The sequence below is a fragment of the Enterobacter genomosp. O genome, from assembly GCF_001022965.1.
GTDB lineage: Bacteria > Pseudomonadota > Gammaproteobacteria > Enterobacterales > Enterobacteriaceae > Enterobacter > Enterobacter cloacae_L.
In genome coordinates this window covers 18,822-42,766 of the sequence record NZ_LECZ01000025.1, presented here as the reverse complement: position 1 = coordinate 42,766, position 23,945 = coordinate 18,822, and the positions used below count along the sequence as shown (strand labels likewise).

At 59.9% G+C, this 23,945-nt stretch carries 21 protein-coding genes and 2 pseudogenes; 17 read left to right on the top strand and 6 right to left on the bottom strand.

The window, feature by feature from the left end:
- The first annotated feature begins 101 nt into the window (after nt 1-101).
- The 3 genes and pseudogenes from ABR39_RS10205 to puuE all read left to right on the top strand — a co-directional run bounded on the left by ABR39_RS10205 (nt 102) and on the right by puuE (nt 2,508).
- Nucleotides 102-818 (top strand): GntR family transcriptional regulator, encoded by a 717-nt coding sequence (locus ABR39_RS10205; protein WP_047346842.1) that lies wholly within the window; start codon nt 102-104, stop codon nt 816-818.
- Nucleotides 818-1,691 (top strand): annotated as a pseudogene (hpxA, locus tag ABR39_RS10200) (allantoin racemase). The gene ABR39_RS10205 and the pseudogene hpxA overlap by 1 nt, the downstream one beginning before the upstream one ends.
- On the top strand, nt 1,609-2,508 hold the full coding sequence (puuE, locus tag ABR39_RS10195) for an allantoinase PuuE (protein WP_240477067.1): 900 nt from the start codon (nt 1,609-1,611) through the stop codon (nt 2,506-2,508). Before hpxA ends, puuE begins: the two are co-directional and overlap by 83 nt.
- A gap of 115 nt (nt 2,509-2,623) precedes the next feature.
- Here puuE and hpxZ read toward each other — a convergent pair whose 3' ends face one another.
- Genes hpxZ through hpxW form a run of 4 tightly spaced genes read right to left on the bottom strand, consistent with a single transcriptional unit; the run spans nt 2,624 to nt 6,183 of the window.
- Nucleotides 2,624-3,010 carry an oxalurate catabolism protein HpxZ gene (gene hpxZ, locus ABR39_RS10190; protein ID WP_047346840.1) on the bottom strand — a complete coding sequence of 129 codons (387 nt, stop codon included), beginning with the start codon at nt 3,008-3,010 and terminating at the stop codon, nt 2,624-2,626.
- Nucleotides 3,007-4,404 (bottom strand): AtzE family amidohydrolase, encoded by a 1,398-nt coding sequence (locus ABR39_RS10185; RefSeq protein WP_047346839.1) that lies wholly within the window; start codon nt 4,402-4,404, stop codon nt 3,007-3,009. The genes hpxZ and ABR39_RS10185 overlap by 4 nt, the downstream gene beginning before the upstream one ends.
- Nucleotides 4,401-4,589 (bottom strand): oxalurate catabolism protein HpxX, encoded by a 189-nt coding sequence (hpxX, locus tag ABR39_RS10180; RefSeq protein WP_047346838.1) that lies wholly within the window; start codon nt 4,587-4,589, stop codon nt 4,401-4,403. Before hpxX ends, ABR39_RS10185 begins: the two co-directional genes overlap by 4 nt.
- A 10-nt stretch (nt 4,590-4,599) precedes the next feature.
- Nucleotides 4,600-6,183 (bottom strand): oxamate amidohydrolase, encoded by a 1,584-nt coding sequence (hpxW, locus tag ABR39_RS10175; protein WP_047346837.1) that lies wholly within the window; start codon nt 6,181-6,183, stop codon nt 4,600-4,602.
- Nucleotides 6,184-6,326: 143 nt separating this feature from the next.
- On the opposite strand from hpxW, the gene hpxU reads away from it, so the two are divergent.
- From hpxU to hpxK, 7 genes are all read left to right on the top strand, one after another.
- Complete coding sequence (hpxU, locus tag ABR39_RS10170; RefSeq protein WP_047346836.1) at nt 6,327-7,166, top strand: MurR/RpiR family transcriptional regulator HpxU; 840 nt, start codon at nt 6,327-6,329, stop codon at nt 7,164-7,166.
- Nucleotides 7,167-7,357: 191 nt separating this feature from the next.
- Nucleotides 7,358-8,140 (top strand): transporter substrate-binding domain-containing protein, encoded by a 783-nt coding sequence (locus tag ABR39_RS10165; RefSeq protein ID WP_047346835.1) that lies wholly within the window; start codon nt 7,358-7,360, stop codon nt 8,138-8,140.
- Nucleotides 8,141-8,144: 4 nt separating this feature from the next.
- Nucleotides 8,145-8,810, top strand: a complete 666-nt coding sequence (locus ABR39_RS10160; RefSeq protein ID WP_047346834.1) for an amino acid ABC transporter permease — start codon at nt 8,145-8,147, stop codon at nt 8,808-8,810.
- Nucleotides 8,810-9,466, top strand: a complete 657-nt coding sequence (locus ABR39_RS10155; protein WP_049008460.1) for an amino acid ABC transporter permease — start codon at nt 8,810-8,812, stop codon at nt 9,464-9,466. The genes ABR39_RS10160 and ABR39_RS10155 overlap by 1 nt, the downstream gene beginning before the upstream one ends.
- Nucleotides 9,447-10,184, top strand: a complete 738-nt coding sequence (locus tag ABR39_RS10150; protein WP_032638731.1) for an amino acid ABC transporter ATP-binding protein — start codon at nt 9,447-9,449, stop codon at nt 10,182-10,184. The genes ABR39_RS10155 and ABR39_RS10150 overlap by 20 nt, the downstream gene beginning before the upstream one ends.
- Before the next feature lie 13 nt (nt 10,185-10,197).
- Nucleotides 10,198-11,439, top strand: coding sequence for a pyridoxal-phosphate-dependent aminotransferase family protein (locus ABR39_RS10145; RefSeq protein WP_047346833.1), 1,242 nt, complete (start codon nt 10,198-10,200; stop codon nt 11,437-11,439).
- Nucleotides 11,436-12,674: an allantoate amidohydrolase gene (gene hpxK / locus ABR39_RS10140; RefSeq protein WP_047346832.1), complete on the top strand. Its 1,239-nt coding sequence runs from the start codon at nt 11,436-11,438 to the stop codon at nt 12,672-12,674. The genes ABR39_RS10145 and hpxK overlap by 4 nt, the downstream gene beginning before the upstream one ends.
- Here the strand turns inward: hpxK and ABR39_RS10135 are convergent.
- Nucleotides 12,671-13,786, bottom strand: a complete 1,116-nt coding sequence (locus tag ABR39_RS10135) for an ABC transporter ATP-binding protein (protein WP_024909613.1) — start codon at nt 13,784-13,786, stop codon at nt 12,671-12,673. The two genes, hpxK and ABR39_RS10135, sit on opposite strands and share 4 nt — an antisense overlap.
- A gap of 321 nt (nt 13,787-14,107) precedes the next feature.
- Between ABR39_RS10135 and ABR39_RS10130 the strand changes: the two are divergent.
- The 6 genes and pseudogenes from ABR39_RS10130 to ABR39_RS10105 all read left to right on the top strand — a co-directional run bounded on the left by ABR39_RS10130 (nt 14,108) and on the right by ABR39_RS10105 (nt 21,220).
- Nucleotides 14,108-15,321: pseudogene (locus ABR39_RS10130) on the top strand (extracellular solute-binding protein).
- A 57-nt stretch (nt 15,322-15,378) separates the two neighbouring features.
- The gene (locus ABR39_RS10125) at nt 15,379-16,683 is read left to right on the top strand and encodes a carbohydrate ABC transporter permease (protein ID WP_024909615.1); all 1,305 of its coding nucleotides are present in this window, start codon (nt 15,379-15,381) and stop codon (nt 16,681-16,683) included.
- An 11-nt stretch (nt 16,684-16,694) separates the two neighbouring features.
- Nucleotides 16,695-17,546, top strand: a complete 852-nt coding sequence (locus ABR39_RS10120; protein WP_042715482.1) for a sugar ABC transporter permease — start codon at nt 16,695-16,697, stop codon at nt 17,544-17,546.
- Between the two features lie 2 nt (nt 17,547-17,548).
- Nucleotides 17,549-18,751, top strand: coding sequence for a glycoside hydrolase family 53 protein (locus ABR39_RS10115; RefSeq protein WP_047346831.1), 1,203 nt, complete (start codon nt 17,549-17,551; stop codon nt 18,749-18,751).
- Between the two features lie 29 nt (nt 18,752-18,780).
- The gene (locus tag ABR39_RS10110) at nt 18,781-20,838 is read left to right on the top strand and encodes a beta-galactosidase (RefSeq protein ID WP_047346830.1); all 2,058 of its coding nucleotides are present in this window, start codon (nt 18,781-18,783) and stop codon (nt 20,836-20,838) included.
- A 139-nt stretch (nt 20,839-20,977) separates the two neighbouring features.
- Nucleotides 20,978-21,220, top strand: coding sequence for a glucose PTS transporter subunit EIIB (locus ABR39_RS10105; protein WP_072250618.1), 243 nt, complete (start codon nt 20,978-20,980; stop codon nt 21,218-21,220).
- 104 nt (nt 21,221-21,324) lie between these two features.
- Here the strand turns inward: ABR39_RS10105 and ABR39_RS10100 are convergent, their stop codons facing one another.
- Nucleotides 21,325-22,590 (bottom strand): maltoporin, encoded by a 1,266-nt coding sequence (locus ABR39_RS10100; RefSeq protein ID WP_010429455.1) that lies wholly within the window; start codon nt 22,588-22,590, stop codon nt 21,325-21,327.
- A gap of 269 nt (nt 22,591-22,859) precedes the next feature.
- Here ABR39_RS10100 and ABR39_RS10095 point away from each other — a divergent pair, with 269 nt between their 5' ends.
- Nucleotides 22,860-23,936: a LacI family DNA-binding transcriptional regulator gene (locus ABR39_RS10095; RefSeq protein ID WP_047346829.1), complete on the top strand. Its 1,077-nt coding sequence runs from the start codon at nt 22,860-22,862 to the stop codon at nt 23,934-23,936.
- Nucleotides 23,937-23,945: the final 9 nt, after the last annotated feature.

The window sequence follows — 23,945 nt, the reverse complement described above, 5'->3', positions numbered from 1 at the left end:
GACGGTGTTGCAGGATCCAGGCCAAAATAATAAATCTTGTATGCAATATTTTATTTTTATGTATACGATTCGATAACGAAAAGTAAAAGACGGAGTGGTTAATGAACAATATAAATGCCCTGCAGACCGCGCCAGACCTGCATGACAAAGATGAATCGATCTTTCAGGCGCTGATGACCGCGATAGTCGAACATCAGCTGCTGCCGGGAAGTAAATTGCCGGAAGAGGCGCTGGCCGAGGTCTTTGGCGTGAGCCGCACGGGCATCCGCAAGGTGCTTCAGCGACTCGCCGCTGTGCAAATGGTGACCTTAACGCCCAAGCGTGGTGCACACGTGGCCAGCCCGACGGTTGAAGAGGCGCGGCACATCTTCCGCACCCGCGCGCTGCTGGAGGTCGCCAACCTGCCGGACGTGCTGGCGCACTGTCAGCCGCCGCACCTTGCCGCGCTGGAAGCCATTATTCGCCAGGAGCAGCAGGCGCACGAGGCGTACGACGGCCCGGCGGCGATCCGCCACTCTGCCAATTTCCATATTCAGCTGCAGGCGATCTCCGGCAACCAGGTGCTGACGGAGATGGTGACCGGCCTGAGCCAGCGCTCCTCGCTGGTGATTGCCACCTGGGGCGCGCCGTGGCGTCAGGGCTGTCGCTGCAACGATCACGAACAGCTTGTGGATCTGCTGCGCCAGAAGGCGCTCCAGCCGCTAAGCGATGCCCTCATGCACCATTTTGAACATATCGTCGCCAGCCTCTGCTTCGAGCGTGCGGGCGAGTGCCTGCCTGATTTTGCCCGGCTGTTTGCCGGCCACAAGGAGTCGTAATGTCCTCTGTCTGTATACAAGTCATAAACCCCAATACCAGCCTCGCGATGACGGAAACCATCGGCGCGGCGGCCCGCGCGGTGGCGGCACCGGGCACGGAAATTCTCGCGGTCTGCCCGAGCGCGGGCGTGCCGTCTATAGAGGGCCACTTTGACGAGGCCATCGCCGCCGTGGGGGTTCTCGAACAGGTCAAGCTCGGCAGAGAGCAGGGCGTGGACGGTCACGTCATCGCCTGCTTTGGCGACCCGGGCCTGCTGGCGGCGCGCGAGCTGGCGCAGGGGCCGGTGGTCGGCATCGCCGAAGCCGCCATGCATATGGCCACGCTGGTGGCGACGCGCTTCTCGGTAGTCACCACGCTGCCGCGCACGCTGATCATTGCCCGCCATCTTCTGCACCAGTATGGCTTTCACGATCGCTGCGCGGCGCTGCACGCTATCGATCTCCCGGTGCTGGCGCTGGAGGACGGCTCCGGTCTGGCGCAGGAGAAAGTGCGCGCGCGCTGTATACAGGCGCTGAAAGAGGACGGCTGCGGCGCCATCGTGCTGGGCTGCGGCGGCATGGCGACGCTGGCGCAGGAGCTGACGCGCGAGCTGCGCGTGCCGGTGATCGACGGCGTCAGTGCGGCGGTAAAGATGGTGGAATCGCTTGTGGCGCTGGGGCTGTCGACCAGCAAGCACGGGGACCTGGCGTTCCCGGAGAAAAAAGCGTTAAGCGGACAATTTCAGGCATTGAATCCATTTTAAATTTTGGGGGTGGCATGGGGCTTTTTGAACAGGATTACCCGCGGGATCTGCGCGGTTACGCGGGCAAACCGCCGCACGCGCGGTGGCCGAATCAGGCGCGCATCGCGGTGCAGTTTGTGCTCAATTATGAGGAGGGGGCGGAAAACCACGTTCTGCACGGCGATGCCGGGTCGGAGCAGTTCCTGTCGGACATCATCGGCGCGGCCAGCTACCCGGACAGACACATGTCGATGGACTCGCTCTACGAATACGGCAGCCGCGCCGGGTTCTGGCGGATCCACGGTGAATTTCAAAAGCGCGGCCTGCCGCTGACGGTCTTCGGCGTGGCGATGGCGCTGGCGCGTCATCCGGAGATCGTTGAGGCTATCAAAGCGGCGGACTACGACGTGGTCAGTCACGGCTGGCGCTGGATCCACTATCAGAACATGGATATCAGCCAGGAGCGCGAACACCTGCATAAAGCGGTGCACGTTCTGAGCGACCTCTTCGGCAAGCCGCCAACCGGCTGGTACACCGGGCGCGACAGCCCCAGCACGCGTCAGCTGGTGGTGGAACACGGCGGCTTCGACTACGACAGCGACTACTACGGCGACGACCTGCCCTTCTGGACGGAAGTGGCCTGCAGCGACGGCACCCGCAAACCTCACCTGATTGTGCCCTATACGCTGGATGCGAACGACATGCGCTTCGCCACCGCTCAGGGGTTTAATACCGCCGAGCAGTTTTATACCTATCTGAAGGACAGTTTTGACGTGCTGTACGAAGAGGGGGAAAGCGCGCCGAAGATGATGTCCATCGGCATGCACTGCCGCCTGCTCGGGCGTCCGGGGCGTTTTCGCGCGCTGCAGCGGTTCCTGGATTACGTGCAGCAGCACGAGCGGGTGTGGGTCTGTACCCGCCAGCAGATTGCTGACCACTGGCGGGAGGTGCATCCGTTTCAGAAATAATTGCGCCGTGTTTTGCCGGGTGGCGGCTGCGCCTTACCCGGCCTACAGGACCCGCAGAGCATACGGGACATTGTAGGCCCGGTAAGCGCAGCGCCACCGGGCAGGTTTTTCAGCGTTACACCATCAAACTCACCTGCGCCGCCACTATCCGCCAGCCGTAAGCAAACCGCACCCACGTCTGCTGCTGGCGGCCAATGCGTTCCGTCCCCTCGCGGGTAAATTCGGTGCTGCACACCGCGTAATCCTCACCGAAGGTGGTGATCACTGTGTGGCGCAGCGTCCGCTGTAAACCGGCGGACGGGCGCGCCGCCCGAAAGGCGCGGATTTCATCAATCCCGTACAGGTTTTCACCCGCCCCCAGACGCACCGTGTTTTTGTCGTGCCAGAACAGCTCGTCCAGCACCGCAACGTTGTTGCTCACCAGGGCGTCTTCATAGCGGTAAAACGAGGCCGTCACCTCTGCAACCACCCACGGGAGGTTAATGTCATCGTGATTCATCATGCTGCCACCTCCGCCGCGCGCGCATCGGTGATTCCACTCTCTTCCAGGACGCGCGCGACGCGCAGGCAGGCCTGCTCGTTAAACGGCGCGGCAATCAGCTGCAGACCAATCGGCGCGCCCTGCGCGGTGCGCAGCGGAACGGTGGTCACGGGCAAACCTAAAAACGAAATCGGCTGGGTCAGCATGCCCATGCTGGCGCGAATGGGGAGCGGCTGGCCGTTAATCTCCATGGTTTGCTCGCCCGCCAGCGTGGCGCTGCGCGGGGTTGCCGGGGCGATCAGCACGTCGGCCTGCGCGAAGAGGGTTTTAAATGCCTGCCGGGCGTGCGCGCGAAACCGCTGGGCCTGAATATACCAGGCGGAGGGGATCATTGCGCCGGCCAGCAACCGTTCCCGGGAGTGCGGTTCAAAACGCTCTGGCTCGCGGCGAAGCGCGGGCAGGTATTGGTTTCCCCCTTCGGAGGCGCTGATGATAAACGCCGCGGCGCGCGCCAGCTCGGCGTCCGGGAACTGCAGCTCATTCTGCACGTCGAGCGCCTTCGCTACCCGCGCCACGGCGTCGCGCGCGTCACTGTTGCACCAGGTGGTGAAATAACCGCCCAGTACCGCGCAGCGCAGGCCCTCCAGGCCGCGGTCGAGCAGGGGACGCGTCAGCTCGCGCGGATGCTCAGCCTGAAAACCGTCGCTGCCGTCACGCCCCTGAAGCGCGTCGTACACGGACGCCAGATCGCACACCCGGCGGGCAAAGGGGCCGATGTGATCCAGACTCGCGACAAACGGATGGCTGCCGGATCGCGACAGGCGGCCAAAGGTGGGCTTCAGGCCATAGATGCCGCACAGGGACGCCGGAACGCGAATCGAGCCGTTGGTGTCGGTCCCGAGCGAAAAGTGCACCAGCCCGGTGGCCACGGCGGCGGCCGAACCGCCGGACGAGCCGCCCGCAATGCGCGCGAGGTCGTGCGGGTTACGCGTCGTGCCGTAGTGGCTGTTTTCGGTGGTAAAGCCGTAGGCGTAGGCGTCCATGTTCACCATGCCGGTCAGCAGCCCGCCCGCGCTGCGCAGCTGGCGCACCGCGAAGCTGTCAGCGGCTGCGGCAGGGCGCTGGCTGAACAGCTCGGCCCCGGCGAGGGTGGTATGGCCGGCAACGTCGAACAGGTTCTTCACCGCGTAGGGCACGCCCGCCAGCGGCGGGAGGGGGCGCTTCTCGCGCCGCAGGGTATCGATGTTTCCGGCCTCGGCGAGCATGCGCTCTTCCGTCACCGCGGTCCAGGCGCCGATCTGCGGGTTAACGCGCGCAATCGCCTCCAGCGTCTGGCGGGCGATGTCGCGGGCGCTCAGCTCGCCTGCGCTGAGCGCCTGCTGAATGTCGCCGATACTCATCTCGTGTAGCCTCATGCTTTGTACACTCCTGCAATCTCCAGGCGGTCGTCGAGCGGTAGCGCCATCAGCGGCGCGGCCAGGGTGGCAATGCGGCTGAACTGCAGCTGCAGCTCGGCGCGGCGGGTATCGTCCAGCGCCACGCCGAGCACGGACTCCATTTGCGCAAGATAGGCTTGCCAGTCGGGTTGTGGTGTCGTCATTGTTTTCTCCTCAGAATCCGGCGGACGCGCCGTTGCTGCGCGGGTCAAATGCCCCTTCGAACAGCCCGTTGGGGTGACGGACAATCGCCCCCGCGTGGCCCATGGCTTCGCTAAAGTCCGGGAAGCGTTCCACCTCATGCCCCCGCGCCCGCAGCGCGGCGACCGTTTCAGCGGTAAAGCGTCCTTCAAGCTTTAACGTGTCCGAGGTTTGCCCCCAGGTGCGTCCCAGCAGCCAGCGCGGGCGGGAGATGCTCTCCTGCAGGGGCACGCCCTGGATCGCGTAGCGGGTAAAGAGCGCGGCCTGGGTCTGCGGTTGCCCGTCGCCGCCCATTGAGCCGTAGACCATCACGCGCCCGTCCTTAAGACGCGCCGCCGCCGGGTTCAGGGTGTGGAAAGGCTGTTTGCCCGGCGCGAGGGCCAGAAGATGATTGGGATCGAGGCTGAAGGACGCGCCGCGGTTCTGCCAGACGATGCCGGTATCGGGCAGCACCACGCCGCTGCCGAACTCGTGATAAATGCTCTGGATAAACGACACGGCAAGGCCGCTGCTATCCATCACGCCCATCCACACCGTGTCGCCGGGGCCTTTGCCGCTACCCCACGGGGCGGCGCGGCTGTCGTCAACCTTGTCGGCTAACGCCTGAAGGACCGCGGGGTCAAGCAGGTTCTGAATATCGGTTTTTAGCTCGCGCGGGTCGGTGATGTGGGCATCGCGCAGGCCAAAAGCCAGCTTGGTGGCTTCAACGATGCGGTGAATAGTGTCGGCGTCGTCGGCCTCCGCCATGTTCAGCCGATCGGTGATGCCGAGTATCGCCAGCGAAACCAGCCCCTGCGTCGGCGGGGCGTGGTTAAAGATCTCCCCCTGCTGGTGCTGCAGCTTCAGCGGCGCGGTGCGCCGGGCGGCGTGGGCGTGTAAATCGTCCCGCGTTACGGGCAGGCCCAGCGTCTCCATGCCGTGCGCCAGCACGTCCGCCAGCGGGCCGCGGTAAAAGCTGTCCAGACCGTCTTCCGCCAGGCGTTTAAGGGTAGACGCCATGGCCGGCTGATAAAAGCGGCTGCCGACCTCTGGCGGCTTACCGTTCACCAGCCAGGTTTCCGCAAAACCGGGGATATCTTTCAGCTCGTCGAATTTGCTCGCCGTGGCATGGGCCTGCGACGGCGTGACCGGCGTGCCGTTTTGCGCATGGTCAATGGCGTCGGCCAGCAGGCGGGCCAGCGGCAGCGCCTTGCCGGTCATCTCGCGCGAGACCTTAAGCGCCTCGTCCCAGCCGCTTACCGTTCCGGCGACGGTCAGCGCCGCGCGGGGGCCCCGATGGGGGATTTGCGCCACATCATCGTAGGCGGCAAGGGTTGCCAGAGAGCCGGCCGCGCCGCTGGCGTCAATGGCGATCGGGTCACCCTGCGGGGGAACGATGAGCCAGAAGCCGTCCCCGCCGAGACCGTTCATGTGCGGATAAACCACGGCGATGGTGGCCGCAGCCGCGACCATTGCTTCAATGGCGCTGCCGCCTTCGCGCAGCACCGCTAGCGCGCTCTGGCTGGCAAGATGGTGGGGCGCAACGGCCATCCCGCGTGTGGAGACATTACTGTGCATAGAGAGTCCTCATAACCCTGAAGGTCACAAGGCGCTGCAAAAGCTGTTCCAGTTCTGAAAGAAAAGTTTCAGTAAACTGGCATGTATAATGAATACGTACCATAAAAGGTACAATGTGATGAAACAAAAGTTACAGAGGCGCTATGGAACAGTTGGATGAACGTCTGAAGGCACAATATCCGTCGCTGTCGCCGCAGGAGCAGCGGGTGGCGGATTTTATTTTCGATCATTTTGACGACCTGATTAGCTACAACAGCGCCGAGCTGGCGCAGCTGAGCGGAGTATCAAAAGCGACGGTCAGCCGTCTGTTTAAGCGGCTGGGCTATGAGAAATATAAGGACATGCGCGACGAACTGCGCACCCTGCGCCAGAGCGGAATGCCGCTCACCGATAACCGCGACGCGGTGCAGGGCAACACGCTGCTGGCGCGCCACTATAAGCAGGAGATGGCGAACCTGACTCAGTGGGTCAATGCCCTCGACGCGCAGCAGTTTGCCGACGCCATGGCCTGCATGGTGAAGGCACGGCGCATCGTCATTATCGGTATGCGTAACGCCTATCCGGCGGCGCTGCACCTGCGCCAGCAGCTGCTGCAGGCGCGTGGTCAGGTGCTGGTGCTGCCGCAGCCGGGGCAGAGCCTGAGCGAGGAGCTGGTGGATTTAACCCCCGACGACCTGGTGGTCATGATGGCCTTTCGCCGCCGCCCGCGCATTATCCGCCCGCTGATGCAGCAGCTTCAGAGCAGCGGCATTCCGGTGCTGCTGATGTGCGAGCCGCAGGCCCACAGCCTGTTTCCGCTGGCGAGCTGGCAGCTCTGCGCGCCGCTGGACAGCGTCTCGGCCTATGACAGCTATTCATCGGTCAACAGCCTGATCAACCTGCTGGCGAACGCTTTTCTGCATGAGATCCTCGATAAAGGCCGTCCGCGCATTCACGAGATTGCCTCTCTCTACCAGCAGCTGGACGAGCTCGAACAGCGATAATGGGGCATCAGGCTGGTGCTTTGCATTAAAATGGTGCAGATGGACGGGGCGAAAATGGAGAGCATTTTCGCCCCGTCCGCGTTTTATCAGGCTTTAAGATAAAATTCCCCGCGTCGTCTTATCTGGCACATTAGTTGCAAAATCACACTCAAAGAATCTTTTGTTTCATGTTAACGTTACGGGGAAGCACCATGAAAAAATTGTTGATTGCACTGGCCGGGGCCGCATGTCTCTTCACACAGCTGCCCGCGAAGGCAGACCAGCTTCAGGATATCGAGAAGCGCGGCACCCTCCGCGTTGCCGTTCCGCAGGATTTCCCGCCGTTTGGCTCGGTGGGGACCGATCTTCAGCCGCAGGGCTATGACATCGACATGGCGCATTACCTGGCCAAACAGATGAAGCTCAAGCTGCAGCTGGTGCCGGTGACCAGCGCCAACCGCGTGCCGTACCTGCAAACCGATAAGGTGGATCTGGTCATTTCAAGCCTCGGCAAAAACCCGGAGCGCGAGAAGGTGATCGACTTTAGCCGCGCCTACGCGCCGTTCTTCCTCGGCGTGTTTGGCCCGAAAGGGGCCGAGCTGAAAGATGCCGCCGCGCTGAGCGGAAAAACCATCGGCGTGACGCGCGGGGCGGTGGAGGACATGGTGCTGACCAGCCTCGCGCCGAAAGACGCGGACGTGAAGCGCTACGAAGACAATAACACCACGCTCTCCGCCTACCTCTCCGGACAGGTGCAGTACGTGGCAACCGGCAACCTCGTGGTGGCGGCCATTTCGCGCCAGAACGCGGCTAAAGCCCCGGTGCCGAGCTTTATGCTGAAAGACTCGCCGTGCTTTATTGGCCTGAAGAAGAACGAACCGGCCCTGAAGGCAAAAGTGGACGCGCTGATTGAGCAGGGCATTAAGGACGGCACGCTGAACGGCCTGTCCGAGCAGTGGCTGAAGGCTCCGCTGCCGGCCAACCTTGGCGCCTGAGCCGATGACGGAGCAACTTGATTTTTCCGCGCTCTGGCCGCACTGGCCGGAGCTGCTGGCGGGGCTTTGGGTCACTATTCAGCTGACGGTAATGGCGACCGTGGGCGGCCTGGCGACAGGCATTTTCGGGGCGGCAATCCGCAGCGCGCGCCCAACGTGGTACAGCCGGATCTGGGGCGCGTACGTGGAGATCATCCGCAACACGCCGTTTGTGGTGCAGCTGTTTTTCATCGTCTTCGGCCTGCCGAATCTGGGGCTGAAGATGACGGCGGGGGAAGCGGCGCTGCTGGCCATGGTCGTGAACCTTGGCGCCTACAGCACCGAGATTATCCGCGCGGGCATTCAGGTTACGCCGAAAGGGCAGTGGGAAGCCGGACGCGTGCTGGGCCTCACCCGCCTGCAGACCTTTATTCGCGTGGTGCTGCCGCCCGCGCTGCAGCGCATTTACCCGGCGCTGGTAAGCCAGTGCATTATCGTGATGCTCGGCTCGTCGGTGGTGTCGCAGGTCTCGTATGAAGAGCTGACCTTTGCCGCCAACCTGATCCAGTCGAGAACGTTTTTAAGCTTTGAGGTCTATCTGGTGACCACCGGCATTTACCTGGCGCTGTCGATTACCCTGCGCCAGCTGATGATGGCGGCGGGACGCAAATGGCTGGGGGTGCAGGCATGATGACCACCTTTACCGACTGGGACATTATTCGCAATCTGCTGCTGGCCGGGCGCTGGACGGTGCTGCTGTCGCTGGTGGCGTTTGTCGGCGGGGCGGTGGTGACCCTGCCGCTCCTGCTGCTGCGCCTGACGGGCGGGCGCACGGTGAAGCGCATCATCCGCGGCTACATTGAGCTGTTCCAGGGCACGCCGCTGCTGATGCAGCTGTTTCTGGCCTTCTTCGGCGTGGCGCTGTTCGGTATCGACGTCTCGCCGTGGACCGCCGCCTCGCTGGCGCTGACGTTCTACACCAGCGCGTTTCTGCTCGACATCTGGTTTGGCAGTATTCGCGCCTTGCCAAAAGGGCAGTGGGAAGCGTCGCGCTGTCTGGGGCTGACCTTCGGCCAGACCCTGTTTCGCGTGGTCGCCCCGCAGGCGCTGCGCATCGGCATCGCCCCGACGGTCGGCTTTGCCGTGCAGGTGATCAAGGGCACCGCGCTGGCTTCGATTATCGGCTTTATCGAGCTGACCAAGGCCGGGACGATGCTGACCAACGTGACCTATCAGCCGTTTAAGGTCTTTGCGCTGGTGGCGCTCGGCTACTTTATTCTGTGTTATCCGCTGTCGCGCTACAGCCGCTATCTGGAGACGAAATTCAATGCCTCTCATCACCATTAATCAGGTGCAGAAGTACTACGGCGATAACCACGTGCTCAAGGGCGTCGATCTGGATATCGACATGGGCCAGGTGATCTCCATTATCGGGCGCAGCGGATCGGGTAAAAGCACGCTGCTGCGCTGCATCAACGGGCTGGAAGGGTATCAGGACGGCAGCATCAAGCTCGGCGGCATGACCATTACCGACCGGGATTCTCAGGCGCGTGAAATCAGCCGCTCGGTCGGGATGGTGTTCCAGAGCTTCAACCTGTTCCCGCACATGACGGCGCTGGAAAACGTGATGCTGGCCCCGCGTCGTGTGCTGAAGAAAAGCGCCGCCGAATGCCGCGAGCTGGCGCAGCAGATGCTGGAGAAAGTGGGCTTAGGCGATCGTCTGGATTACTACCCGTCGAGCCTCTCAGGCGGCCAGCAGCAGCGCGTGGCGATAGCCCGGGCGCTGGCGATGTCGCCTAAAGTATTACTGTGTGACGAGATCACCTCCGCGCTCGACCCGGAGCTGGTGGGCGAAGTGCTCAAGGTGCTGGAGCAGCTGGCGGCCGAGGGGATGACGCTGATACTTGTTACCCATGAAATGAATTTTGCCCGTGAAGTGGGCGACCGCGTGGTGTTTATGCACCAGGGGAAAGTCTGGGAGCAGGGCGACAGCAAAACGCTGTTCGCCAACCCGCAGACCACCGAACTGAAGCAGTTCATCTCCTCCGTGCGCGGCCTCAACTGATAAGGACTTAACAATGGATATCGCACATTTTCCGCAAATCAATCCGCCCCAGCGCCTGCTGATGGGGCCGGGCCCGATCAACGCCGACCCGCGCGTGCTGCGCGCCATGTCGAGCCAGCTGATCGGCCAGTACGATCCGGCCATGACCCACTACATGAACGAGGTGATGGCGCTCTATCGCGGGGTGTTTCGCACCGAAAACCGCTGGACGATGCTGGTGGACGGCACCTCCCGCGCGGGAATTGAAGCGGTTCTGGTCTCCGCCATTCGCCCGGGAGATAAGGTGCTGGTGCCGGTCTTTGGCCGCTTTGGTCACCTGCTGTGCGAAATAGCCCGCCGCTGTCGGGCAGAGGTGCATACCATCGAGGTACCGTGGGGCGAGGTGTTTACCCCGGATCAGGTGGAGGATGCGATCAAGCGTATTCGTCCGCGCCTGCTGCTGACCGTGCAGGGCGACACCTCCACCACCATGCTGCAGCCACTTGCGGAGCTTGGGGCCATCTGCCGCCGCTACGACGTGCTGTTCTACACCGACGCCACCGCGTCGCTCGGCGGCAACGCGCTGGAGACCGACGCCTGGGAGCTGGACGCGGTGTCGGCCGGGATGCAGAAGTGCCTCGGCGGCCCGTCGGGCACGTCGCCGATCACCCTGAGCGCGCGCATGGAGGAGGCGATCCGCCGCCGCAAATGCGTTGAAGAAGGCATTCGCACCGACGCCCACCGTGACGGCGATGAGGAGATGATCTACTCCAACTACTTCGATCTCGGCATGGTGATGGACTACTGGGGCCCGGAGCGGCTGAACCACCACACCGAAGCCACGACCGCGCTGTTCGGCGCCCGCGAATGCGCGCGGCTGATCCTGCAGGAAGGGCTGGATAACGGCATCGCCCGCCACAAGCTGCACGGCGATGCGCTGCTGAAGGGCATTCAGGCAATGGGGCTGGAGACCTTCGGCGATCTGAAGCATAAGATGAACAACGTGCTGGGCGTGGTGATACCGCAGGGCGTCAACGGCGACCAGGTGCGCAAGCTGATGCTGGAGGATTTCGGGATTGAAATCGGCACCTCGTTTGGCCCGCTGCACGGCAAAGTGTGGCGCATTGGCACCATGGGCTATAACGCGCGCAAGGACTGCGTGATGACCACCCTGAGCGCGCTGGAGTCGGTGCTGAACTACCTGAAGTTCACGACCACGCAGGGGGCGGCGATGCAGGCCGCGTGGGATCACTATCGCAGTGAGACGCCGCAATGAGCCCGGCGGCAGAACGGGTGATGGCGCGTGCCGACGCGCTGGCCGCCATCAGCGAAACCCCGGATGCGCTGACGAGGGTGTACCTCTCGGCGCAGCATTTGCAGGCCAACCAGCTGGTCGGCGAGTGGATGCGCCAGGCGGGGATGACCGTCTGGCAGGACAGCGTGGGCAATATCTGTGGACGCTATGAAGGCCAGCAGGAGGGCGCGAAGGCGGTGCTGCTCGGCTCGCATCTGGACACTGTGCGCAACGCCGGGCGCTACGACGGCATGCTCGGCGTGCTCGCGGCCATTGAGGTGGTGGACAGCCTGCACCAGCAGGGGCTGCATCTGGCCCAGGCGATTGAGATTGTCGGCTTTGGCGACGAAGAGGGAACCCGTTTTGGGATCACCCTGTTAGGCAGCCGGGGCATTACGGGCACCTGGCCGCAGGGCTGGCTGGAGACCTGTGATGCTCACGGCATCAGCGTGGCGCAGGCGATGGTGCAGGCCGGGCTCGACCCCGCCCGCGTGGCGCTGGCGGCACGCCATCAGGACGATTTCAGCGCCTGTCTGGAGCTGCATATCGAACAGGGACCGTGCCTGGAGCAGGAAGGGCTGGCGCTGGGGGTGGTGGAAGACATCAACGGCGCGCGCCGCCTCAGCTGCCGCTTTACCGGCGAGGCCGGACACGCGGGCACCGTGCCGATGAATCACCGTAAAGATGCCCTGGCCGCCGCCGCCGAATGGATGGTGCTGATTGAAAACACCACCCGACAGCGCGGCGGGAATCTGGTGGCGACGGTGGGCGAACTGCGCTGCCTGCCCGGTGCGGTCAACGTGATCCCCGGCGAGGTTGCGCTCTCGCTGGATATTCGCGGCCCGCAGGATGCCCCGCTTGACGCGCTGCTTACTGAACTGCTGGCGCAGGCGCAGACGATAGCCGCCCGCCGCGGGATGAGCTTTGGCGCCGAGGAGTATTACCGGATCGCCGCCACGCCGTGCGATGCGCGCTTGAGGCATCTGCTGGGGGACGCCGTTACGTCGGTGCAGGGGCGTGCGTTATCGCTGCCCAGCGGCGCCGGGCACGACACCATCGCGCTGGCAGAACGCTGGCCGGTCGGCATGCTGTTTGTGCGCTGCAAAGGGGGCATCAGCCACCATCCTGCGGAATCGGTGATGGCTGAGGATGTTGCCCTGGCGATCGAGGCGTTTGGGCGGGCGGTGAGAAAGCTGGCTGACGGTGGCGCGCGTTAAGCCACCGAACGCACCGCATCTTCGATATCCGCGCTCACCCGGACATCCTGCTCGTCAAAGACCATGCAGTGGCGATCGTCAAAGGCCACGTCTATCTTCTGCCACGGGGCGAATTTAACGTCCCCCGGCAGCAAGATTTTGACGTTATCGTGGCCATAACACTGGCCAAACAGATAGGTGTTGTTCCCGAGTCGTTCAACCACTTCGCAGTGAAACTCCAGCGGTGTGCCCAGGCGAAGGTCAGTGGTTAAATGTTCCGGACGGATGCCCAGCGTGACCTGACTGCCCGGCTGCAGCGGCGTGGTGGTCACGGCGAGCGTCAGTGATTTCTGCTGTGACAATCTCACCGTCAACGCGCCCGGCTGCCATGCTTCAACCGTGGCCGGCATGAAGTTCATCTTCGGCGAGCCGATAAAACCGGCCACGAACCTGTTCACCGGCTTGTAGTAGAGATCCATCGGCGCGCCCATCTGCTCCACTTTGCCGTAGTTCATCACCACAATTTTATCGGCCAGCGTCATGGCCTCAATCTGATCGTGGGTGACATACACCATGGTGGTTTTCAGCTCCTGGTGCAGGCGAGCGAGGTGCAGGCGCATCTCCACGCGCAGTTCGGCATCCAGGTTGGAAAGCGGCTCATCGAACATAAAGACGCGCGGGTTACGCACGATAGCGCGGCCAATCGCGACGCGCTGGCGCTGGCCGCCGGAGAGCTGTTTAGGCTTACGGTCCAGCAGGTGGGAGAGCTGCAGCGTTTTGGCGACCATCTCAACCTGATGGCGGATCTGATCTTTCGGCACTTTATTCACCTTCAGCCCGTAGCCCATGTTTTCGGCCACCGTCATATGCGGATAGAGCGCGTAGGACTGAAAGACCATCGCCACACCCCGATGGGAAGGGGCGATGTCGTTCATCACCTCGTTACCGATCAGCACTTCACCCTCGCTTATCTCCTCCAGCCCGGCAATCATGCGCAGCATAGTGGATTTGCCACAGCCGGAAGGCCCGACGAATACGGCAAACTCACCGTCCTCAATATCAAGATTAACGTTGTGGAGCGTGACGGTGTCGCCAAAGCGCTTGGTGACATTCCTCAATTGTATGTTCGACATCAGTGTTCCCCAGGTAAACCGCCGAGTATGTTTTACGTATAACAATTGTGTTCAACGTGGCCGGACGGTGCAATTTGTCTGCCTTGACTATAACTTCCAGCATTCATGCGCCCTATATAGATATTCCATTAATGTTATGACGATCACACAACTTACAGTTTTATGTAGAGTTATCATGATGTGAAGGGTAGCGTATAACAAACCAAAGGCATTTGGTGTCAGACGTACAACGCCAGTTTTATCAGGATATATTCCGGGGTTTGTAGGGCGTCAGATGCAATAACAACCATAAAATTGTTATACCTTCACATGAGGTTGATAATGAAAAAGAACATACTCGCTGCTCTGATCCTCTCTACGCTCGCGGTACAGGCTCACGCCACCGCACAGCTTAACGTCTGGGAAGACATCAAGAAGTCGTCCGGTATTAAAGATGCGGTCGCGGACTTTGAAAAACAGTACGACGTTAAGGTCAACGTGCAGGAAACCCCTTACGCACAGCAGCTGGAAAAACTGCGCCTGGACGGCCCGGCAGGCATTGGCCCGGACGTGCTGGTCATTCCTAACGATCAGCTGGGCGGCGCCGTCGTGCAAGGGTTATTGACCCCCTGAATCTGGAGGCTAAGCAGACCGAACAGTACACCCCGGCCTCGATTAACGCCTTCAAAATGGATAACGCCCTCTACGGCGTGCCGAAAGCGGTTGAGACGCTGGTGCTGATCTACAACAAAGATCTCATCGACAAGCCGCTCAACTCGCTGCAGGACTGGTACGACTTTTCTAAACAGCAGCGCGCAAAAAACCAGTACGGTCTGCTCGCCAAGTTCGATCAGATTTATTACAGCTGGGGCGCGATCTCCCCGATGGGAGGCTACATCTTTGGTCAAAACGGCAAAGGCGGCTATAACGCCAGCGACGTCGGCCTGAACAAGCCGGGCGCGGTAGAAGCCGTGACGTACCTGAAAAAATTCTACGCTGACGATATTTTCCCGGCCGGGATAGTCGGTGACAACGGCCTGAACGCTATCGACTCCCTGTTCACCGAGAAGAAAGCGGCAGCCGTCATCAACGGCCCGTGGGCGTTCCAGCCGTATGAAGCGGCAGGCATCAACTACGGCGTGGCGCCGCTGCCCACGCTGCCGGACGGCAAGCCAATGAGCTCCTTCCTCGGCGTGAAAGGCTACGTCGTTTCCACCTGGAGCAAGGACAAAGCGCTGGCGCAGAAATTTATCGAATTCATCAACCAGCCGCAGTACGTGAAAACCCGCTACGTGGCCACGCGGGAGATCCCGCCGCTGACCGCAATGATCGACGACCCGGTAATCAAGAACGACGAGAAGGCGAGCGCCGTTGCAGTGCAGGCCGCGCGAGCCACCGCCATGCCGGGTATCCCTGAAATGGGCGAAGTCTGGGGGCCGGCCAACGCCGCGCTGGAGCTAAGCCTGACCGGCAAACAGGATCCCAAAGCCGCGCTGGACAGCGCAGAGAAACAGGTCCAGATGCAAATCGAAGCCATGCAGGCCAGCAACCAGTAATTTTCTGACGTCGCAGAACGGGAGGCCACTCTCCCGTTTTATTGAAAGGAGTTGTCTGTGAGTATCATCCCGGAAAATTTTGCCAGACCGCACGGGGCCGGGCGTCACGCCTGGACCGGCCTGCTGCTGGCGGTCATCCCCGGCTTCGGCCAGTTCTATCACCGCCAGTGGCTGAAGGGCGTTATCTTCCTGGTGCTGCTGGCCAGTTTTATCGGCGTTTTTGCCGATTTCCTGCGCGAAGGACTTTGGGGGCTGGTGACGCTGGGGGAGGAAGTGCCGCGGGATAACTCCATCTTCCTGCTGGCAGAAGGGATCATTAGCGTACTGATCGCCGCTTTTGGCGTGATGGTGTATTACCTGTCGATGCGCGATGCCTGGGTCAACGGCCGAAAACGCGATGAAGGGCTGGGGCTAAACAGCGTGCGTAAGCAGTATCAGATGCTGCTGAGCGACGGCTTTCCGTATCTGATGATCACGCCGGGCTTTATTCTGCTGGTGTTTGTGGTGGTTTTCCCGATCCTCTTCGGTTTTGCCATCGCCTTTACTAACTACAATCTTTACCACACGCCGCCGGCTAAGCTGGTGGACTGGGTTGGCTTTAAGAACTTCATCAATATTTTCACGCTCTCCATCTGGCGCTCAACCTTCTTTGACGTCCTGCAGTGGACGGTGGTCTGGACGCTGCTCGCCACCACGCTGCAATGTACCGTGGGCGTGCTGCTGGCTATCCTGGTGAACCAGAAAGACCTGCGCTTTAAGCCGCTTATCCGCACCATCTTCATTCTGCCGTGGGCGGTGCCGGGTTTTGTCACCATTCTGGTGTTTGCCGGAATGTTCAACGACTCTTTCGGTGTGATAAACAACGCCATTCTGGCCTTCTTCGGCATTGCGCCGAAAGCCTGGATGACCGATCCGTTCTGGACCAAAACGGCGCTGATCCTGATGCAGACCTGGCTCGGTTTCCCGTTTGTTTTCGCCATGACCACCGGCGTGCTGCAGGCGATCCCTGACGATCTGTACGAAGCCGCCACCATGGACGGGGCCAGCAGCGCGACCAAGCTACGCACCATCACGCTGCCGCTGGTGCTGTACTCGATTGCGCCGATTCTGATCACCCAATACACCTTCAACTTCAATAACTTCAACATCATCTACCTGTTCAACAACGGCGGGCCGGCGGTGGTGGGGTCCAATGCGGGTGGGACAGATATCCTGGTGTCGTGGATCTACAAGCTCACCATGTCGTCGTCGCAGTACGCGATTGCGGCGACCATCACTATCCTGCTGTCGATCTTTGTCGTCGGCCTGGCGCTGTGGCAGTTCCGCGCCACCAAATCTTTCAAAAACGACGACATGGCGTAAGGGACGTAACAATGGCTCAATCACAAAGTATTAAACGTGAGAAGTGGGTACGCCTCTCGCTCTCCTGGCTGGTTATCGTGCTGGTGTCGACGATTATCATCTACCCGCTGGTGTGGACGGTCGGCGCGTCGTTTAACGCGGGTAATAGCCTGCTCAGCTCCTCAATTATTCCTGAGAACTTTTCGGTGCAGCACTACGCCGACCTGTTTAACGGCCAGGTGAACTACATGACCTGGTACTGGAACTCGATGAAAATCAGCTTCCTGACCATGGTGCTGACCTTAATCAGCGTCAGCTTTACCGCCTATGCCTTTTCGCGCTTTCGCTTTAAGGGACGCCAGAACGGGCTGATGCTGTTCCTGCTCCTGCAGATGATCCCCCAGTTCTCGGCGCTGATTGCCATCTTCGTGCTGTCGCAGCTTTTGGGCCTCATCAACAGCCATCTGGCGCTGGTGCTGATCTACGTGGGCGGCATGATCCCGATGAATACCTACCTGATGAAAGGCTACCTCGACGCCATCCCGAAAGATCTGGATGAATCCGCGCGCATGGACGGGGCCAGTAATTTCCGGATTTTCATCGAAATTATCATGCCGCTATCGAAGCCAATTGTTGCGGTGGTGGCGCTGTTCTCCTTCACCGGGCCGCTGGGGGATTTCATCCTCTCCAGCACGATTCTGCGCACCCCGGACAAATACACCTTACCCATCGGGCTTTATAACCTGGTGGCGCAAAAAATGGGTGCCAGCTACACCACCTACGCGGCTGGTGCCGTCCTGATTGCGGTGCCGGTGGCGATCCTCTACCTCGCCTTACAAAAATATTTCGTCTCCGGACTGACCTCCGGGAGCACAAAGGGATAATCATGAAAAGACTCAAACCCGCTTTGCTCGCCGTTTGCCTCTCCTGCGGTCTTGCCGCTAGCGCTTTTGCTGCGGACGGGGTGAAAACGCGTCCTTTTAACGCCATGCCCGCGGACTTTATCAAGGGCGCGGATATTTCGACGCTGCTGGAAGCCGAACAGCACGGCGCGAAATTCTATAACCAGAGCGGCCAGCAGCAGGACACGATTGCGATCCTCAAAGCTAACGGCGTGAACACCGTACGTCTGCGCCTGTGGGTAGACCCGCAGGATGCGAGCGGCAATACCTACGGCGGCGGCAGTAATAATCTCGAAAACACTCTCGCGCTGGCGAAGCGCGTGAAGGCGCAGGGCCTGAAGCTGCTGCTCGATTTCCACTACAGCGACTTCTGGACCGATCCGGGCAAACAGTTCAAGCCAAAAGCCTGGGAGAAGATGGACTATCCGCAGCTCAAAACGGTGATTCATGACTACACCCGCGACACGATTGCCCGCTTTAAGAAAGAGGGCGTCCTGCCGGACATGGTGCAGATCGGTAACGAAATCAACGGCGGCATGCTGTGGCCGGAAGGCAAAAGCTGGGGGCAGGGCGGCGGCGAATTTGACCGCCTGGCCGGGCTGCTCAACGCCGCGATTGGTGGGCTAAAGGAGAACCTGACCGACGGCGAGCAGGTGAAAATCATGCTCCATCTGGCCGAAGGCACCAAAAATGACACCTTCCGCTGGTGGTTTGACGAGATCGCGAAGCGCGACGTGCCGTTCGATATTATCGGCCTGTCGATGTACACCTACTGGAACGGCCCGATTAGCGCGCTGAAGGCCAATATGGATGACATCAGCAAGCGCTATAACAAAGACGTGATTGTGGTGGAAGCGGCATACGGCTATACGCTGGAGAACTGCGATAACGCCGAGAACAGCTTCCAGGCGAAAGAAGAAAAAGACGGCGGCTATCCCGGCACCGTTCAGGGTCAGTACGATTATATTCACGATTTAATGCAGTCCGTTATTGATGTGCCTGACCGTCGCGGCAAGGGCATCTTTTACTGGGAACCGACCTGGATAGCCGTTCCGGGCACCACGTGGGCCACCAAAACCGGCATGAAATATATCCATGACGAATGGAAAGAGGGTAATGCCCGCGAGAATCAGGCGTTATTTGATTGCCAGGGTAAAGTGCTGCCGTCAATAACGGTATTTAACTAGTTTTTATCTCCATTCAGGACGTTTTAAATATGAATAAATTTGCGCCTTTAAGTCCAAAGGTCGCGGCGTTATTGCATGGCGCCGACTATAACCCGGAGCAGTGGGAGAATTACCCCGGTATTATTGAAAAAGATATCGCCATGATGCAGCAGGCGAAATGCAATGTCATGTCGGTGGGCATATTTAGCTGGGCAAAGCTGGAGCCACGTGAAGGGGAATATGATTTTGCGTGGCTGGATAATATTATTGAAAAACTCTATGCGGCAGGTATTCATATTTTCCTGGCGACGCCAAGCGGCGCGCGTCCGGCGTGGATGTCGCAAAAATACCCTGAGGTGCTGCGCGTCGGGCGCAACCGCGTCCCCGCGCTGCACGGAGGACGGCATAACCACTGTATGTCATCGCCGGTGTACCGCGAGAAGACCTTCACCATTAACCGCCTGCTGGCGGAGCGTTATTCACACCATCCGGCGGTGCTGGGCTGGCATATCTCCAATGAGTACGGCGGCGAATGCCACTGTAGCCTGTGCCAGGAACGCTTCCGCGACTGGCTAAAGGCGCGTTACAAAACTCTCGACGCGCTGAACCATGCGTGGTGGAGCACCTTCTGGAGCCATACCTACACCGACTGGTCGCAGATTGAGTCCCCCGCACCGCAGGGCGAAGTGTCGATTCACGGCCTGAATCTCGACTGGCGCCGCTTCAATACCGCGCAGGTCACCGATTTTTGCCGGCATGAGGTGGCACCGCTTAAGGCCGCCAATGCCGAACTGCCGGTGACGACCAACTTTATGGAGTATTTCTACGATTACGACTACTGGCAGCTGGCGAAAGCGATCGACTTCATCTCCTGGGACAGCTACCCGATGTGGCACAAGGAGAAAGACGAAACGCAGCTGGCCTGCTATACCGCCATGTACCACGACATGATGCGCAGCCTGAAGGGCGGTAAACCCTTTGTGTTAATGGAGTCCACGCCGAGCACCACCAACTGGCAGCCGACCAGCAAGCTGAAAAAGCCGGGGATGCATATTCTCTCCTCTATTCAGGCGGTAGCGCACGGGGCGGATTCTGTGCAGTACTTCCAGTGGCGTAAGAGCCGCGGGTCGGTGGAGAAATTCCACGGTGCGATTATCGATCACGTGGGGCATCTTGATACCCGCGTCGGGCGCGAAGTGACGCGTCTGGGGGAGATGCTGGCGCGTCTGCCTGAGGTGGTGGGGTGCCGCACCGACGCGCGCGTGGCCATTATCTTTGACCAGCAAAACCGCTGGGCGCTGGACGATGCCGAAGGCCCGCGCAACATGGGGCTGGAGTACGAAAAAACCGTCAACGAACACTATCGTCCGTTCTGGGAAAAGGGCATCGCGGTCGACGTCATCGACGCTGACGGCGATCTGAGCCGCTACGCGCTGGTGATTGCCCCCATGCTCTACATGGTGCGCGAAGGTTTTGCCGAGCGGGCGGAAGCCTTTGTGGCCGCGGGCGGGCATCTGGTGACGACCTACTGGAGCGGGGTAGTGGATGAGACCGATCTCTGCCACCTCGGCGGTTTTCCGGGCCCGCTACGCAAGCTCCTCGGCATCTGGGCTGAAGAGATTGACTGCCTGGGCGAGGGGGAGCGAAACCTGGTTCAGGGGCTGGCGGGCAATGCGGCGGGCCTGCAGGGGCCGTATCAGGTCAGGCATCTGTGCGAGCTGATCCATACTGAATCCGCACAGGCGCTGGCAACCTACCGGGATGATTTCTACGCCGGTCGCCCGGCGGTGACGGTCAACCGCTTCGGCAAAGGCAAGGCGTGGCACGTAGCGTCGCGCAACGACCTGCCGTTCCAGCGCGATTTCTTCGCCGGGATTATCGACGAGCTGGCGCTGCCGCGCGCAGTCGAAGGGGATTTCCCTCCGGGAGTGGTCGCGACGGCGCGCACGGATGGCGAAACCGCCTGGGTGTTTGTGCAGAACTACACGGCCCAGCAGCAGCTCATCACGCTGCCGCAGGGGTATACCGACTGCATGACCGACGCCGCCGCGGCGGGCGATACCGTGCTGCTGGCGTGGGACTGTCGGGTGCTCAGGCGTAAAGCGTAAGAACCGCCCGGCGGCGCTGCGCTTGCACGGGCCTACAAAACCCGTAGGCCGGGTAAGCGCAGCGCCACCCGGCAACAAGGCACAAAACGCCTGCTCCCCGAGCAGGCATTTTTTTATCTGCATAACAGAGAGGCGTATTATGGACAGTCAAATTACCCAGCGTTTAATTCCGGCATTTGGCGGCGACGATAATATCGAGCACGTCGAAGCCTGTATTACCCGCCTGCGCGTGACGGTAAAAGATTTAAATAAGGTCGATTCACAGGCGTTACAGAATGAGGGGGCGCTGGGGGTGATTATTATCGGTCAGCAGGTGCACGCTATATTCGGCAGGCAGTCTGATACATTACGGAAATTATTAGACGAACATTTTAATCAGTAAATATAAAAAAGGGATAGCCAAAGTAATGGCTATCCCAAAGCAGTAAAATAGACTGCAGGTTGCTGGAGATACGATAACGATTAACGCAAATTATGAATTACGATTTACCACCAGGCCTCGACCTGCACACCAAAGTTCCAGGTATTGTTGGCCGTGCCATCCTCGAAGGATTGCCCTTTTTCGGAGTCATTCAGATAGGAGGCGAACACGCGCAGTTCAGGACGTGACATAAACTCAGGACCATCTGCCAGGCCCAGCGCGAGGGTGTACTTCTCGCCGCTCTGCTTGTACTTAGTGCCGTCGGTGTAAGTATCTTCCTGGTAGAATCCGCCCACTTCGCCAATCAGACGCACGTACTCGGTGAACTGATACTGTGCGCGCCCCACCAGCGATACCAGGCGTGATTTGTCCGTATACTGCGTGGTGTCGTCTGCCGAGCCCCATGTCAGGACGTGGTTAAAGGAGAACTTGTCGGTAATCGGAATTAAGCCGGTGTTAATCACGCGGTAGCCGGTGGCGTCGTTCACGTAGTTCCACATGTCGTACCAGCCCCCACCCTGTGACACCATGTTCTGGGCCAGACCTTTATTGGCGTACTGCAGCACCAGCTTGTTATAGCCGCCAAACATATCCTGGCTGATCTCACCGGTGACCATCACGCCGTTATCGGCCTCGTACAGCCCGCCGTACTCTTTCTGCTTGTTGGTCGGGTTTGGCATAGCGTAATCAATACCCACTTCCGTCCACGCGCCCGCCCACGGCTTCCAGCCCGCATAGCGAAGGTCGATGTAGTTGATGTTAACGTCGCTGTCGCCATCCACGCGGTAGTCCACGTCGTTGGCATCGCCGCGGATCCACGCCACGGAGACCGCGCCGGGGCCGAGCGTATAGTTCTCAATACCTGCACCGGATCCCGAGATATTCCAGTATTTGGTATCAATGATGTGCAGGTCATGGCGCTGGTAGTAGCGCTTACCGCCCCAAATTACCGCATTGGGATCCCCGGGGATCAGCCCCTTGATCTGCAGGTTAAGCTGGCGCAGGCCGAACTGGGCATCGTCATCTAAGGTGGTTTCATTGTCGTTGGAGCCGTCTGATACCATGCTCACCATGCTGTCGAGATAGAAACTGACGTCGTTCTTTTTGTATACCTCGGAGCCTAGCTCCAGCTCGCCGTAGGTGTCGGCCTCGTTACCCAGACGGCCAATTTTGTTTTTTTGCCACTCCTCCATCCCACCATCCCGTGAGACGCCCACGCCGGAGCGAAGATATCCATGAAAATCAATCGGTACTGAAGACGCTGCAAACAGCGAAGGCGATGCCAGCGCGGCAGCCAACGCAACAGATACAGAGCGGATCGTCGTGTTCATTGTAACCCTCTTATTGTTTTGTAATACGTTCACAAATCCGCTGTCATAAAATGCCTAAACCCGTTGACTGGCAATTGCACGATCCGAAATGTGTGATTAACTGCAAATAAAATAGACAATTTTGTTACGAGTAATGAGATTGGACACAAATTATGGCATTGTGAGCGTCATACTTTTTGATGGTGTTATGCCTGTGGCGAGAGGGTGGTAAGCGTTTTTTTTCAGCACCCCTGTTACAATCAGCGCATAACAACATAAGGAACCGGACCATGAAGTCGAAAAGCGCAACGTTAGAGGACGTGGCACGCCATGCGGGCGTCTCCTATCAGACCGTGTCCAGGGTACTGAATAAGTCTGCCAATGTATCCGACGCCACGCGCAGCAAGGTGGAGAAATCCATAGAGTTATTGCGGTATGTACCCAACCGACTGGCTCAGCAGCTGGTGGGCAAGCAGAGCCAGACCGTTGGGCTGGTGACCATTTCGCTGGCGCTGCACGCGCCTTCGCAGGTTGCTGCGGCGGTGAAACGCTATGCCAATGTGGAAGGCTACCAGGTACTGATCTCAATGATTGATGAGAACGTCAACCACAGCATCCAGGATTCCATCAACGAACTGAAATCCCAGCTGGTGAGCAAGGTGATCATCAACGTGCCGCTGGAGGCTGAAGCGGCGCAGAAAATCGCCACCGACAACGATGATATTGTCTGCCTGTTCCTCGACGTGGACCCGTACAGTTCCGTGTTTAACGTTTCGTTTAACCCGGCGGACGGCACCCGCGCCAGCGTCAAATATCTTTACGAACTGGGGCATCGCGACATTGCCCTGCTGGCGGGGCCGTCGTCTTCCGTGTCGGCGCAGCTGAGGCTGAAAAGCTGGATCGAGACCCTGAAGGGCTACGGCCTGGAGCCAGCATCGGTCATTCGCGGCAACTGGGATGCGCAAAGCGGTTATTCGGGAGCGTTGCAAATGCTGCGGGAAACGGCGCAGTTTACCGCCGTGCTGGTGGCTAACGACCAGATGGCGCTCGGCGTGCTGAGCGCGTTCCATCAGCAGCAGATTTCAATTCCGGGCGAGAAGTCGGTGATTGGCTACGATGACACCTATGAAAGCTCGTTCTTCTACCCGGCGCTGACGACGGTATCGCTGGATTTAGATCTGCAGGGTAAAGAGGCTGTGCGCCGTATTCTCGACAGCGGTGAAGAGAATGCCCAGCGCATGTCGTCGATTTTACCTGCCCGTCTGGTGGTGCGTCAGTCCACCGGGCCAAAAGGGGAGAAGGGGAAAAACCTGCAGGCGCTTGCCCAGCAGCTGCGTGAGATCGCGCATCAGCTCGGCGATGCGTAGCGAAGTGAG

Bases quoted from the DNA above. Each gene is read 5' to 3' on its own strand.
- ABR39_RS10205 (WP_047346842.1), top strand. From the start codon at position 102: ATGAACAATATAAATGCCCTGCAGACCGCGCCAGACCTGCATGACAAA.
- hpxZ (WP_047346840.1), bottom strand. From the start codon at position 3,010: ATGATGAATCACGATGACATTAACCTCCCGTGGGTGGTTGCAGAGGTG.
- ABR39_RS10185 (WP_047346839.1), bottom strand. From the start codon at position 4,404: ATGAGGCTACACGAGATGAGTATCGGCGACATTCAGCAGGCGCTCAGC.
- hpxX (WP_047346838.1), bottom strand. From the start codon at position 4,589: ATGACGACACCACAACCCGACTGGCAAGCCTATCTTGCGCAAATGGAG.
- hpxW (WP_047346837.1), bottom strand. From the start codon at position 6,183: ATGCACAGTAATGTCTCCACACGCGGGATGGCCGTTGCGCCCCACCAT.
- hpxU (WP_047346836.1), top strand. From the start codon at position 6,327: ATGGAACAGTTGGATGAACGTCTGAAGGCACAATATCCGTCGCTGTCG.
- ABR39_RS10165 (WP_047346835.1), top strand. From the start codon at position 7,358: ATGAAAAAATTGTTGATTGCACTGGCCGGGGCCGCATGTCTCTTCACA.
- ABR39_RS10160 (WP_047346834.1), top strand. From the start codon at position 8,145: ATGACGGAGCAACTTGATTTTTCCGCGCTCTGGCCGCACTGGCCGGAG.
- ABR39_RS10155 (WP_049008460.1), top strand. From the start codon at position 8,810: ATGACCACCTTTACCGACTGGGACATTATTCGCAATCTGCTGCTGGCC.
- ABR39_RS10150 (WP_032638731.1), top strand. From the start codon at position 9,447: ATGCCTCTCATCACCATTAATCAGGTGCAGAAGTACTACGGCGATAAC.
- ABR39_RS10145 (WP_047346833.1), top strand. From the start codon at position 10,198: ATGGATATCGCACATTTTCCGCAAATCAATCCGCCCCAGCGCCTGCTG.
- hpxK (WP_047346832.1), top strand. From the start codon at position 11,436: ATGAGCCCGGCGGCAGAACGGGTGATGGCGCGTGCCGACGCGCTGGCC.
- ABR39_RS10135 (WP_024909613.1), bottom strand. From the start codon at position 13,786: ATGTCGAACATACAATTGAGGAATGTCACCAAGCGCTTTGGCGACACC.
- ABR39_RS10120 (WP_042715482.1), top strand. From the start codon at position 16,695: ATGGCTCAATCACAAAGTATTAAACGTGAGAAGTGGGTACGCCTCTCG.
- ABR39_RS10115 (WP_047346831.1), top strand. From the start codon at position 17,549: ATGAAAAGACTCAAACCCGCTTTGCTCGCCGTTTGCCTCTCCTGCGGT.
- ABR39_RS10110 (WP_047346830.1), top strand. From the start codon at position 18,781: ATGAATAAATTTGCGCCTTTAAGTCCAAAGGTCGCGGCGTTATTGCAT.
- ABR39_RS10105 (WP_072250618.1), top strand. From the start codon at position 20,978: ATGGACAGTCAAATTACCCAGCGTTTAATTCCGGCATTTGGCGGCGAC.
- ABR39_RS10100 (WP_010429455.1), bottom strand. From the start codon at position 22,590: ATGAACACGACGATCCGCTCTGTATCTGTTGCGTTGGCTGCCGCGCTG.
- ABR39_RS10095 (WP_047346829.1), top strand. From the start codon at position 22,860: ATGAAGTCGAAAAGCGCAACGTTAGAGGACGTGGCACGCCATGCGGGC.